The organism is Leptospira adleri (assembly GCF_002811985.1).
Classification (GTDB): Bacteria; Spirochaetota; Leptospiria; order Leptospirales; family Leptospiraceae; genus Leptospira; species Leptospira adleri.
The window spans coordinates 1-13,348 of record NZ_NPDU01000051.1; the positions used below are offsets into that span (position 1 = coordinate 1).

General features: G+C 43.6%; 8 protein-coding genes and 1 pseudogene. 2 read left to right on the forward strand and 7 right to left on the reverse strand.

Translation table 11 applies throughout. The annotated features are described in order from the left end of the window. A pseudogene (locus tag CH376_RS16830) lies at positions 1-5,209 on the reverse strand (SpvB/TcaC N-terminal domain-containing protein); the annotation flags it as partial. 1,047 nt (positions 5,210-6,256) lie between these two features. Between CH376_RS16830 and CH376_RS16835 the strand changes: the two are divergent. Both CH376_RS16835 and CH376_RS16840 read left to right on the forward strand, forming a co-directional pair. Then, positions 6,257-6,601: an ArsR/SmtB family transcription factor gene (locus CH376_RS16835; RefSeq protein ID WP_100786032.1), complete on the forward strand. Its 345-nt coding sequence runs from the start codon at positions 6,257-6,259 to the stop codon at positions 6,599-6,601. After that, positions 6,598-7,107, forward strand: a complete 510-nt coding sequence (locus CH376_RS16840; RefSeq protein WP_100786033.1) for an SRPBCC domain-containing protein — start codon at positions 6,598-6,600, stop codon at positions 7,105-7,107. The genes CH376_RS16835 and CH376_RS16840 overlap by 4 nt, the downstream gene beginning before the upstream one ends. Before the next feature lie 1,119 nt (positions 7,108-8,226). Here the strand turns inward: CH376_RS16840 and CH376_RS16850 are convergent. From CH376_RS16850 to CH376_RS16880, 6 genes are all read right to left on the reverse strand, one after another. Next, positions 8,227-8,457, reverse strand: a complete 231-nt coding sequence (locus CH376_RS16850; protein WP_100786035.1) for a DUF2798 domain-containing protein — start codon at positions 8,455-8,457, stop codon at positions 8,227-8,229. Further along, a complete protein-coding gene (locus tag CH376_RS16855) occupies positions 8,458-9,138 on the reverse strand; it encodes a TetR/AcrR family transcriptional regulator (RefSeq protein WP_100786036.1) in 681 nt (226 codons plus the stop codon). It lies immediately after the preceding gene. A gap of 15 nt (positions 9,139-9,153) precedes the next feature. Next, positions 9,154-10,218, reverse strand: coding sequence for an NAD(P)H-dependent flavin oxidoreductase (locus tag CH376_RS16860; protein ID WP_100786037.1), 1,065 nt, complete (start codon positions 10,216-10,218; stop codon positions 9,154-9,156). A gap of 36 nt (positions 10,219-10,254) precedes the next feature. Next, positions 10,255-10,701, reverse strand: coding sequence for a DoxX family protein (locus CH376_RS16865; RefSeq protein ID WP_100786038.1), 447 nt, complete (start codon positions 10,699-10,701; stop codon positions 10,255-10,257). Positions 10,702-10,889: 188 nt separating this feature from the next. Then, complete coding sequence (locus CH376_RS16870; RefSeq protein WP_243394742.1) at positions 10,890-11,525, reverse strand: YceI family protein; 636 nt, start codon at positions 11,523-11,525, stop codon at positions 10,890-10,892. A gap of 1,063 nt (positions 11,526-12,588) precedes the next feature. Then, positions 12,589-13,275 carry a class I SAM-dependent methyltransferase gene (locus CH376_RS16880; protein WP_100786181.1) on the reverse strand — a complete coding sequence of 229 codons (687 nt, stop codon included), beginning with the start codon at positions 13,273-13,275 and terminating at the stop codon, positions 12,589-12,591. Positions 13,276-13,348 lie beyond the last annotated feature (73 nt).

Consider the following 13,348-nt stretch of genomic DNA (forward strand, 5'->3'; position numbering starts at 1 on the left):
CGAAATCTCATACATTCCTCCCAAGCTGATAACCTTACTTGCGTCCTGCAACCGGTTCTTAATCACTCGGCTTCCGCTAAAGTCATATTCATACTCGATCGTGCCTTGTTCCACCGTGTCCATTCTGCGCAGCTTTTGAAACCCGTCATACGTAAGAACAGCTCCGTTTCGTGATATCATATTCCCCGAGCCGTCATACGAGTAATCTCCGAGATATCCTGCGCTGCTCACGTGTGTCACTGCGTTCGCGTGACTCGGATCTCCGTAGCTGAAGGTTCTGTCTCCTTTTTTGAGTAACTTCCCGGTATCACTGTAGATATAATCTTCGGTTCCGTATTTACCCATAGCGGAAACAAGGCGATTCGAAGAATCATACGTAAAGTTCTGCGTTCGGCTTCCGTTCAACTTGTCTTCTATCTGCGAAAAATTTCCTTTCTCGTCGTACGAATACGCAACGTTTTCATAGACGTTCGTTCCTATCTTCGTCACAGTTTCTAATGCCCGCTTCGTCAACTTGTCTACGTAGATATCCGTCCAAACGCCGTTTCCTAATTCTCGAATGATCTTCACCCGATTTCCTTCGATCACGGGGCCGCGATACGATACAAGAGGATGTTCTCCTGCGGAGCCGTCGCCCGGAGTCAGCGTGATTCCGTTCAAATAACCGGATTGCGAATATTTGTGATTGATCTTCGTCCCTTCCGGATAAACCACTTCTGTAACTTGATTCAGAAAATTGAATTTCTTCTCCACGAGCAAAACCAAATTGTCTTCTCTAAAAATCGTCTTTTTGATAACGGTTTGATTCCCTCTGGAATCGTATGCAAATTCCGTGGTTCCCAATTCGTCCGTCACTTTCGACAAACGGCCCACGCCGTTGGGAGAAGAAGGAAGATCGTATTCGTAACTGTGAACCGAAGTTCCACTGGAAGAATCGGCTCTCTTACTCAAAATTCTTCCCAAAGAATCGTAAGTAAAAACGATCCTCGAACCGTTCGCATGACGTTCTTCGATCAGATTACCGGAAGAATCGTAATCGTAGGAAATCAAACCCGAGTTGACATTGTTAAGCGAAGTCCGCATTCCCGCAAAATTATAACCGATCGAAGTCTGACCGTTTTCGGGATCGATGATTTTGGAAACGTTGCCTTTGGGAGTGTATTCGTAACCGATCGTTTTACCGTTCGTCGTTTTGCTGATCGTCTGACCGAAACCGTTTTTGACCTCGACCGAAGTGGAAAGAATGGTGGAACCGGATTTGGAAACCGTAGTCGTAGTATTCCCGTTATACGAAATCGAAGTCTCCGTCCCTTCGTTGGAAACGATCTTGATCAGATCCTGATTATCGTCGTAGAAGTAATCTTTCACGCACAAAATCTCTTGACCTTCCAAATAAGGTTCTATCTTTCTCAAGACCTTACCCGCCTGATCCTTGTAAGTCGCTTCGGTCAAAACAAGACCGTCCAAAAGACTTCCCCGCTTTACGGTCAAACCTTCCTTTAAATTTACGATCTCCTCCGACCAGGAAACGGAATCTGCGTCGGCGTAAACCGTGGTCTTGGCCCGAGCGTTGACAAGACTGCCCGAATTGGAATATTCGATCGTCTTTGTCCAATCGGAGGAGCCCGGAGCTTTAACCGCGACGACTCTCCCAAAGGAATCATATTTAGTTTCCGTAATATTTCCGTTCGCGTCCTTGCTCGAAAGTTCCAAACCTCTCCTCAGATCGAAAGTTTTTTCCGAAACGTGGCCGAAGGAATTGGTGATCCGAATCGGAAATTTATGAACGACCGAATCGTATTCGATCGTCGAAACATTCCCTCTAGCGTCCCGAACCTGAGTGGGATTTCCGAAAGAATCGAAGGAAAGAAACTGAGATTCGGAAAAAACGCTGCCGTCCAACTTTTCGCGAACCCTCGAAATCGAATTACCGGAAAAATCGAATTCTTTTCTCGCGATCACTTGACCGCCTTTTAGACTTTCATTGAACTGCGGTTTTAAAAGAAAGGACGCGGAATCGAAGGACGTAAGATCGGAAACAGTAACACCGTCGATCGTGGAGGACTTACCCGTTTGGTTAAAGTTCGCGTCGTAAAGGAGGGAAGTACTCACCGATTGCAGAAGAACACCCGAACGAAAAATCGCTTCTGAGGAGGAAACCGGACGAATCCAGACCGAACCGTTCGGGAAAACCGATTTGGAATAAACGTAAGAACTCGAATGAATAGGAACCCCCGCCTTGCTCACGGACAAAGAAGTTTCCACACCCGCGAGATCCGGATCCGAAGAACTAAAAAACCGAACCGTATCCGTGCCGGTGATCGAATCAAAAGAAGAAACGGATTCGTAACCGAGAAGCGAAGACTTGCGCAAGGGTCCGCGGAAAAACCTCGGAGTACTAAAGGTGAAATCCGTCTTAGAAATTAAAAACTCCGCGGAACCGTCCCAGCCGAAGGAAGAGATCGACTTCACGACCGATTCGGGAGCCAAAAAAGGAAAAACGTTCGGTTTAGCCGGAGCGACTGCGGACGCGTTGATCCTCTGACTAGCGGGTTGAGAAGCGAGATGAGACTTCTTCAAATCATATTCAATCTTTGTAACTTGTAAAAACGAAGATTCCGTGCCTTGGTAGATGTTTTGGATCAGACCGTCCGGAATCTTAGGCTCGAAACGAAGAACTTCTAAAGTGGAATTCGAAGCGAAAGGAACCTGTCTCACAAGAATGGAAGGCAAAGCGGGATTCGGACTCGGAGTCCAATCCGAATACTTCTGAGGACTGGAACTCACGCCGATCAATTCCGTAACGCCGTCCCCGTTAAAATCCAAAGACTGCAAAAAACCGCCGGAAGCCCACGAAAAGTCCGAGGTCAAAGGAAACGAAACCGAACCGGAAGAACTCAAACCAGCCAAACGAACGTTGATCCTGCCGTTCTGAAAGAAAACCAGATCGGCCTTACCGTCCCGATTGAGATCGGAAAAATCGATTTTGTTTTTCCAATTCGAATAACCCAAATCGGAAAGAGAAGCGGTCTCCTCGGGGGTCGGGGTCGGGATCGCCATACGATTGTTGTCGATATCGTTCCAAACAAGACGATCATTCGGAGCAAAACGAACCTGAATCTGAACGATAAAAAAGAAATACCCGACTCGAATCTTGTCGTCTTGACCGTCCTCGTCCAAATCGACCATCGTATCTTGATTAGGCATCACCGAAATTGGAGAAGAGAAAGAACCGTCCGATTTAAGAATTTCAACGAGATAACCGGTCTCGCCGTTTCGCGTAACGCGATCCATACGACCGTCGTAGTTGATATCGTAATCGGCGTAACCGTAGGAGCCGGGTAAAAAAGGATTCCCGATCTCGGAGGAAAGGGGGACGTCGTTTACGAATTGTCCGATATTCTCGGATTGAAAATCCTTCCCGTTGAAATGGTATTGATGAATAAAAGTTCCGAAAAAAGGAAACGAACCCGAACTCATCGAAACAAAATCCAAAAAACCGTCCCCGTTCGTGTCCGCAAAAAAACGATTCCCGGAAGAACCGAAACTACCGCCGAAGGAAGAACTCTCGTTCAAGGATGTACTGCCGACCACCGACAAAGAATTGGAAATCGGATCCAAAGAAAGAAAGGAAACGATCAATCTTCTGGAACCGAGCAAACCTTCCATACGGACAAAATCGGGGATCCCGTTGCGATCCAAATCCGCGAAAAGTTGAAACTCTAAACCGAAGTCGGAGAAAGAAAGAGTCTGAGCGAAATTAAGAGAACTCCCGTCCGAAAGAAAAACGTCCAAACCTAAACTGACGTTCGCCTGGACCAAGTCGGAAAGACCGTCTCCGTTCATATCTGCGATGAAATGCCGGCCTCTCTTATCTTGCGATTGAGGAACGAAGGCCGTCACGTTCGTACCGGAATCGTGAAAATCGGGCCCCCAAAAAATTCGAAAAGGAACGCCCGGTTTTTCAAAAAGTAAAAAATCCGCTTTGCCGTCCCCGTTAAAATCACCGGGAAAAATTCTTCCCCTGCTAGTAAGATTCAAAACGTTGCCGAGAGGACTCGAATCGATAGGCAAAGAAGAATTCAGAGCGTCGCCCGCGGATTGAAGATCCGTCACGTAAAAATGTTGATTGTCCTTGGAACCGAGAACACGAACGTATTCGGCGATACCGTCGCCCGTAACGTCAAGCGCGCCGGCAAAAGAAGTCTCGACGCCGTTCGAATGAACGTCCCAAATATTCTGAGTCGCCCAACCGCAAATCAAAATCGCCCAAGGACCGACCGAAGCCATACAACCCGCGTTCGAAGTACAGGCGCAGGCAATCACGCCGTTGTCAAACGCGCCTTGAAGACCTTCTTGAATCGCACGGAAAGTCAAAGCAAACCCGTTTGAAATCGAACGATTGAAACTCGGAGCAGAAAGGGAAACATCGGAATGATCGGTATAAGAAAAAGTCAAAGGATCGAAATTGGATCGACGAATCGTTTTCAGTAAACGGGAAGTATCGTCATAAATATAATCGAAAGAATACGAATCGACGTTCGATTCGGAACCGAACTCGTCCCGTGCAAAGACGTCGATACTCGAAAGAACCTTCGAATGATATTGTTTTACGTTGGAAAAAAAAAAGAATCGAAGAAAAACCCGAAGCCTCGTTCGAATAACCGAAAGAAATACGCGCATTGCCGTGAACATAGACGATCTCCGAAGGCAGCAAAAGGCCCTTGGAAAGACCATCCGAATCGTAGGACACGTCGTAACCGTTACCGAAAGAATCGCGAACGCTCTTTAAACCCCAAGTAACTACTTTCCCTGAATCCGGGGCTTGCGCTAAAATTTTAGAATCGATCGAAGTTCCGAACAAGTAGACCTTACCGTCTTTCTCTTCGAACTTCCAAGCCCCGCCGGACAAACGGGAAATTTTAAGAGAAGGTTGAAACTTAGAAAAAAACGAACCGCTGGAATCGGACAAAAGCTCTCCGCCGATAGAGGAGATAAAGCGGGAACCGTTTTCGAAATAACCGAAATTAGGATTAACTTGAACCGTAGGAAGACCTTCGAGAGAGAATCCCTTACCTAAAATACCATTTGATGAAGAGGAGCTATAGCGAACGGAAAGTTTAGGTACAATATCGCCCGCACCCGGAGGAACGGATATTGGAAACGAAAAAGAGGACTTCCCAAAAGAATCTACGCTAAGTTTTGGTATCGCTTGTGGCATGGAAGATTCCTCCGAAGGAAGCGCCAAAGAAAAAAAACTTTGAATCGATTGGAGAAAGGAAAAGTTAAGAACAAAAAGAATAACAAATACTAAGAAAATGATTCGCGGAGCGCGTGATTTCATCCAAAAACTCCAGTTCTATTTGTATCAAAGTAACCGTTTCGCTAAGATCTTCTAAAAACAGAAAAGCCTAGGTAATGATACCAAATTGACACTTTTAAAAACTTGTGGCGAACTAGGAAATATTTTTTGAATTTTCACTCTTTAAAGAAAATTTTGAATTATAAATAACTTTGTACTAAGGAACAAGCGACAACTCTTAGTACATAAATTCTTCAGTGTGAAAAAATGTACTAAGGACAGTTGTCTTGAAACAAATTCTTTATCCTATTTACAAAAATGATGCAATTTCGAATTGCCGATCGAAGGATAAATTGACAAACACACAGGGAAACTATTTAGAGACGTTATTGTCTCTTTGCTCTGGTCGGAAGCGCCTTTCTCTTTCCAGCTTCTTCTCAAACTGACCATGCGTTCTTAGTAGATGAGATCCACAAAAGTGCGGACACCGTTAGTCTTCGTTGGAAAGAAAGGACATACAGAATTCCAAAGTTTGAGATTCAAAAAACCGGTTACGTAAAGAAAAGGAACGGAATTTTCGATTCCATATTCGGAATTTCAGCAAACGATAAAATCAATTTATAAACTTCATCAATCTCATTAGAATTTGATGTTAATGCCGAGACGATTGAAACTACTGGATCGATTAGTTCCTTTCACTTTTGTATAAGGATTACAAAACAGGAATCGGCCAAAAGATTCAATTTTCTATCTGAATGTTCAGCTTACCGCGATTTCGGCCCACAATGAATCGTTCTTCAATTACAAATAAAGACGGATGCCGCTAAGGCGTATGCGCGAGCAAACCTTTGTGGCGTATAATTTTCTTCATATTCTATCCAAAGTGCGGACAAAGATAAATAAAATGATTGACTCATTTTTTATATAACTATATGATTATATAAGTATATATAAATGCAAAATCTTGACGTTACCTTTGCGGCGCTCGCGGATTCCACCCGTCGTGCGATCCTTATGCGCCTTGCGAAAGGCGAAATGACGGTCATGGAGTTGGCTAAACCTTTCAAAATGAGTCAGCCCGCGATCTCGCGGCACCTCAAAATTCTCGAACAGGCCGGCCTCATCTCGACAACCGTCCGCGCACAGGAACGGCCGCGTAGGCTCGAGACCGCACCCCTTAAAAAAGCGACCGATTGGATTGAGAAATACCGTCAGATGTGGGAAAAGCGGTACCAAGTGCTCGATACGCTGCTTGTAGAATTACAAACGATACAAACTCAAGGAGACCAACAAAAATGAAAACGAATCAAAAAGAAGTGAAGATAGAACTTAGAGGCGAAACGGAAGTCGTACTTACGCGTTATTTCGCAGCGCCCCGTAAATTGGTATTCGATTGTTTTACCAAGCCGGAACTGATACGTCGATGGCTGACCGGTCCCGAAGGCTGGAGGCTGGAAAGTTGCGAGGCCGATCTTAAAGTCGGCGGCAAATACCTGTATGTCTTTGCCGACTCAAAAGGAGTCAAAATGGGAATTTACGGAAAATTCCTAGAAGTGATTGTACCTGAGAAAGTAGCGAATAACGAGAATTATGCGACGGACATGTCGGCATTCAATCCGGATGGTCCGGAAAATCCCGATGCGACCGTCGAATCACGCACCTTCACAACGGAAGGCGATGGAACTCTCCTCACTCACGTATTCAAATATGCTTCGTCCGAAATACGCGAACTCGAGTCCGGTGCGGCCGAAGGCTGGATTCCACTCTGCCTGGAACTCGACAAATTATTGCTGGAGATCGGATAAGTATCTTTTTCCTAGCGGCGAACCGATTCAATTATTATAACGATTTGAATGTTTTTGAAACGTTATAATAATTTGCCGAGCTTATACGAGCGTTTTTATTATAGATAAAAACGTTCTTACACCGAAGCCTGCACGGTGAATCCAATTTCAAAACCTATTTATGCTCTTTACAAGCTTCTTATAGCGGTTGTTTGATCCCAATCATTTTCTTCTCTTATTAAAACCTCTTACTCGTTCAGACCGAAATCCAAACAAATTGGATTCTCAGGTATTGACCTCCTCCGATTGATTTATGAGAATCTTTGCATATACCGAAAAGGAACTGAATATATTTGTAAAAACTATAACCTGCTCTAAAATAATTATACAAAAAATGTATAATATAAAATCGCCAACCTTAGAAATCAATTCTCCGGAAGATGATTCCATAACAATTGAATGGATAAAAGGTCGCGTTCGCATTGGCATGAGTTTAAAAAAATATTTCAAAACCTTTTTGGTTTTTTCACGAATTTTGATTTTTTGAATTTTCCTCCGGTGAAGAATCATTGAATTCGCTTTATAAAAGATTATTTACAGCGCGTCCTAGACCTTATTTTATTTTGTCGGAAAGATCAAGCTGCAAGAACCTGTCCCAGTTTTGGGACAAATCCTTATACTTTTAAATAGGTTATTCATCAGCGGAGTTTTTGCCGAGGAACGCCTAAGAGATTTAAGAATAAGAGTTGTCCCTACAACAATGATCACTCAATTGTAACCGCAAATACCTTTATTCCACCTCCCGCAGACGCTCAAAAAACCGTTAGGATAATAAACAAGCGCTCGATATTCTAAAAGCCGGCGAACAAAACTCGCGATTTGGTATAACTGAATTCTCAGTTTCTGATTTTGATATTTTAAGAAAACTCAGCAAGTCGGCTGAAAAATGGTTTTTGAATCGTGATCCAACAAATAAAAAAATAAAATCCATTTCGCGGGAAATATCGTTTTTCTTATGGATTTCTCTCACGAAAGAATTAAATTAAGAGTAGGCTCTTTAACTTCAGATTCGAACATCATCGAATAAGCTATAAGTAAAAACCGCATTCCCCGATGTTTCGTTCGGGATAATTCATCGGGCTATTTTTCATCCGTAGTCAGTTTTTCGATAAGACGGTTTATTCTTTTGGGAAGGATCAAAATCAAGGGAATAGCAATCGGATATCCGATGTAAAAACCGGCTAACCAGGCCTCAAAAAAACCGGAATTCATTCCATTTTTTATAGCTGCATTTGCAAATGATATAACGAAAACCATTACGAAGCCCATGAAAATGGCGAATAACAGATCACGATATTTGCGATGAATCATTTATTTGTTATCCTTCTTGGATTTTCCCTGCCTGGGGGACATTGTTCTTACCCATTCCCGAAGCCAATTGGCTTCCCTTATGATGTAAGTCGGATCGCGGAAACTATGCGTGAGCAGAGTTGAGCCTTCTAGTACGGAAAGCAGATGTACAGCCAGATTACCTGACTCAGCTTCCTGCCCTATTGCCCGAAATTGAGCTTCGATCCAGACGAGGAATTCACTGAAGAGCTGGCTCCCTTTTTGTGCAAGCGGTCCGCCCTGTTTTTGCAGTTCGCTACACAGAGTTCCCATCGGGCAACCGCTCAAAGCAAGCTGTTCACTATTGTCTTGCATCATCTGGATGAAAGACAATAGCCGGTTTTTCGGATCCGGATCTTTATCCCATTCATTCCGGAAGGCGCGATAGTCCAGAACATGTTGTTCGATCAGAGCATTTCCGATAGCGTCTTTTGTTTTGAAATAATAATAAACATTGCCTAAAGGAATTTTTGAGTCCGCTGCAATGTCGGCTAACGTGGTTTTGTCGAAGCCTTGCTGATAGACTAATTTTACGGCAGATTGCAGCAGTCGTAACCGCTTCGCCGCAGGCGCTTTTACTGATTTCGCCGCGGCGGAGTCGCGACTACCGGCTCCGTCTTTTTTCTTTGTTATAATTTTTTTGGTTTTCCGTCTTATTTTCAAAGGATCGTCCTAATTTTATAACCGCTCAAGAATCGATTCCATCAGTGCTGGTGCCGTCCGATGACGAAGATTGGGAGCGATTTGTCCTCCATAAAGAGGTAATACATCCGTTCGTCCCGTCTTTATCATGGCTGATTTTAGATATGACATGAACCAACTTTGAATAGGGAATGGCGGGAGTTCCTTGCTGCGAGCTATCATATCTTCAGTCCAACGATTGCTGATTCCTCGCGCTAACCGTCCCGTGAACGACCGTGTTAATGTAGTCTGTTCGGCCTTGTCGCTAAATAACATCGCACGATGTTCAGGCGTCGTTCCGGATTCTTCGCACGCAAGAAAAGCAGTTCCTATCTGGACCATCTGCGCGCCGAGCGATAGCGCGGCACGTAATCCTCGCGCATCCGCAATCCCGCCGGCGGCGATCACCGGCGTCTTTACACGATCAGATACTAACTGAGTGAGTACAAATGTTCCCATGAGCGAATCCTCTGCCGGTTTCAAAAATGACGTCCGGTGTCCGCCTGCTTCAAATCCAGTGGCTACTATAAGATCAACACCGGCTTCGTCAAGCATTCGGGCCTCAGCGATTGACGTTGCAGTACCGATCGTAACGATTCCACGCCGTCTGCATTCCGCAAGAATCGCAGGTCGTGGAACACCGAAAACAAAACTAAAGACCGGCGGATTTGCTTCTATAAGCGCTTCGAATTGCTCCTCAAATGAATGATGAAAATGAGCGGGATGTTCCGGTCTTTGAATTCCGAATTCTCGATAATAAGGTTCAAAAATTTTGAAAACCCTATCGAATTCTGCTTCGTTCAATTCCAGACCGCCCTGGTCATGGTCGGACACCCAAAGGTTGACAGCAAAAGGATGCGGGGTCAACGACCGGATTTCGTTCACTAAAGGCCCTAGATCCGACGGTGCCAGACTATGTGCGCCGTAGGATCCTAACCCGCCCAAATTCGATACGGCTGCCGCTAAACGAGCAGTAGAAAGGCCGCCGCCAAATGGACCTTGAATAATTGGAAAACGAACGCCTAGCCTGCGCACCGCTTCGGTTATTTTTTCGTGAGCCATTCGACTTAAGCCTCCTATATATAATCAATGAGCAATCTACAAAACTCCGACAAGAAACGAATCTACCGACCATCTTCCCGAGCCGAAAAGAATAATAGGCACGGCCATTCCGATTGCCAAAATATGAAATTCAAATCCTTCCCCTTCCTGATTTCCACCCCAGTTCATGAAAAACCCGGTTTTTAAATGGGAAGTTAGTATAGCTCCGAGCATAACGATTGCAATTCCAAAAGCAGCACCCCGCGTCAGAAAACCTGCGAAAAGTGCGATACTGCCGAAAAACTCAATCAATATCACAAGAACGCTGAACAAATAGGGAACACCGACTGCGCCGGTGAGATACCCCATGGTTCCTTTGAAACCATATCCTCCGAACCATCCTACGAGTTTTTGTGCTCCGTGAGGAAACATCACAATAGCGAGGACTACACGCAGAATAGTCAGAGTCAGATCATCATTTGTCTGAAAAAACTGTTGAAACATAAACTTCTCCTTTAGAAGCGGAATCGAGATTGTGTCTGCTTGTCGGATAATTTAGTCAGTTAACTGACTTATAATTTGTCAACTAATTTTGGAAAATACACCGAATTACAAACTTAAGATAAAATCCGATCCAGCTTTTTTTTCGTCCGGATCGGTCAATAGGGTTTTTTACTATTTAGCAATCGGGGTTAGGACGTTGGGTTTGCCTCAACTGCTATCTGAATTTTCACATCTTCTCCAATCAGAACTCCCCCATTGTCCAGCGGCTTATTCCAGATGATGCCAAAATCTTTACGATTGATTTTCGTATTGGCCTCGAATACATATTTGAGAGCACCGGACGGATCTTTCACTGAACCCTTGTAAGTCACGGTGAGACCGATCTGTTTGGATATGCCGCGTAGCGTCAGGGTTCCAGACAATTTTGTGGGCACGCCTGGTCTTAATACAACCGACCCGGAACCGGCAAACGTAATTGCAGGATTTTTTTCTGCATCAAAGAAATCCGGGCTTTTTAAGTGGCCGTTTCTCTTTTCATCATTTGTGTTTATTGAATCGGTCTTGATTTTGACGACCAGATCGGTGAGCCGGCCTGTCTTTTCATCGAATTTTGATGTACCTTCAAACTTATCAAATCTTCCGGTTACGGATGCAATGACCATATGAGGCACAGTGAATTCAACTTTTGAATGGGCAGCGTCCACCTCGAGCGCTCCTGCAGAAACCGTTGTGAGCGGCACTCCCATGGATAGAACCGCTAAAAGCAATATCCTGAAATATGCTTTTATCTTAACTACTACTGTTTTGAAAAACTTTCGAAACATAAAAAATCTCCTTTATTTACCAAGCGAAGTTTGAATTTGTTTGGTATAAAACTAAGTTAGTTTACTAACTTAGTTTTGTCAAATGAATTTTTCAAAAGATACGGTTACTTTTCTGAGTCGTACGATTTTCGGCCGAAATTTGCGTATAACGGAAACGAGTTTCTCAAGGCAAAGTTCGTTTTTTGAAGTTATTGTACGCCGGAATATTGCGATGACATCGCTGAATCGCGCTCCAAATTTCATCTGCACTTGAAAAAGACCACCGATCCGACAATAGACCTACTCCCAACCTATCCCCCAGAGCAAAGAATCTAGAGCGCTGATCATGGAGACAAAGGAATGAACAACCATAAAAATTGTGAAACTAACGACCTCGGTTGACGGAAATGATAAAGCATTCAACCTGAGGAGTAATATATGGCGACGGATTCTCGACGATATATTCGGAAAAAATCAAAATATGAAATCATTCCAAAGCATCTCGTACTATTTCTAAAATATGCAGACACTTTGGGATTTCAAAAGAAACTTTCTATCTAGAGAATTTTTATATACACCTAATCGAGACATATCTCTTGTATGCGATATATTCGGAAAACACAATTGATATTGAAAAGGGCCGTCTTGCCCTTATAGACCTTTCCGAGACCGCTTCCACGAGATTAGGAAAACATCCTAAATATAAAAATAATGACAGTTTGAATTCAATTTACAAAGAAATTTTAGAATTTCACAAAAAGGAGATTGTCGAAGACTTTTCCAATTTGTTAGAATTGATCCTTCGAAAAGAACGTTTTTATCGATATAAAAATTCATTCGATAAAAAGAGTAGCGAAGAAAAAACGAAGGAAGATAGGGATTAATATAAAAAACTGAAGACGGATTTGGATCGACCGATCTTAAAATGCGATCAGATCGAGAAGAGATTGAGGAAACAGCGATCTACGTTACGTTCCCGTTGGGAAAAAGAGGACTCGGAATTTTTGACTAAATTTATATTATAATTAAAAGAATAAAAATATATTATATTTGTATAAAGTGCATAACGATTGAGGACAAAAACTCAATCATCTTTGAACAATTGATCCGAAAAGCGGGAGTCGCCCACGAGACGGCTTTCTAAAAGATTGTAACCGACTCTTCTAAAATACGGTTCGATCATTTTCATATATTGTTTTTTAGTTCTCACAAAAGCGTAAGGATCCTCAAAGTGGATTTCTTTCTTCATTCTTATATAGTCGTCTTTTGTGGGGACGGAAAAGTAGAGATACTTTACGATTTTATGAAGTTTTTCGAAGACGGGCTTGAGATCGCCTTCAATGTATTGAACCACCGAGTTGCAGATCCCGAGATCGAAAGGAAGATGAACAAAATAAGACAGATCCAATTCCTGAACGGTTGTGTTTAAGACGGAGATATTCCAGGCGCGGATCCATTTTTGCGCGATCAATTCGTCGAGCATCTGCTCCGATGGATCGATCGCTAGAACTCTTCCGGGTTTGAAGATTTTCACCATCTCTTTCAGGAGAATCCCCTTCCCGAAACCGAAGTCTGCGATGGAATTTACGTTGATCTCCATAAGATTGAATATCGATTTCGCATAACGCGCGTGCTCTTTTGCGTTGAAGGTGGCGTCTACGTCGGTTCCGGATCCGTAGATGTCCCTCCAATAAGCCGTCTCAAAGGGAAGTCCGTTCGCTCCCAAAGTCAAACCCTCGTCTTCGGAGGATTCTTCCTTTTTGCCTCTCAAGCCGAACTTTAGCTTTTCTTTATATTCAGATAAGGAGACTGCCGTCTTTTGACTCTGGGAAGCCGGATTCTTA

Coding starts and splice junctions, on each gene's coding strand:
- CH376_RS16835 (WP_100786032.1), top strand. CDS start 6,257: ATGCAAAATCTTGACGTTACCTTTGCGGCGCTCGCGGATTCCACCCGT.
- CH376_RS16840 (WP_100786033.1), top strand. CDS start 6,598: ATGAAAACGAATCAAAAAGAAGTGAAGATAGAACTTAGAGGCGAAACG.
- CH376_RS16850 (WP_100786035.1), bottom strand. CDS start 8,457: ATGATTCATCGCAAATATCGTGATCTGTTATTCGCCATTTTCATGGGC.
- CH376_RS16860 (WP_100786037.1), bottom strand. CDS start 10,218: ATGGCTCACGAAAAAATAACCGAAGCGGTGCGCAGGCTAGGCGTTCGT.
- CH376_RS16865 (WP_100786038.1), bottom strand. CDS start 10,701: ATGTTTCAACAGTTTTTTCAGACAAATGATGATCTGACTCTGACTATT.
- CH376_RS16870 (WP_243394742.1), bottom strand. CDS start 11,525: ATGTTTCGAAAGTTTTTCAAAACAGTAGTAGTTAAGATAAAAGCATAT.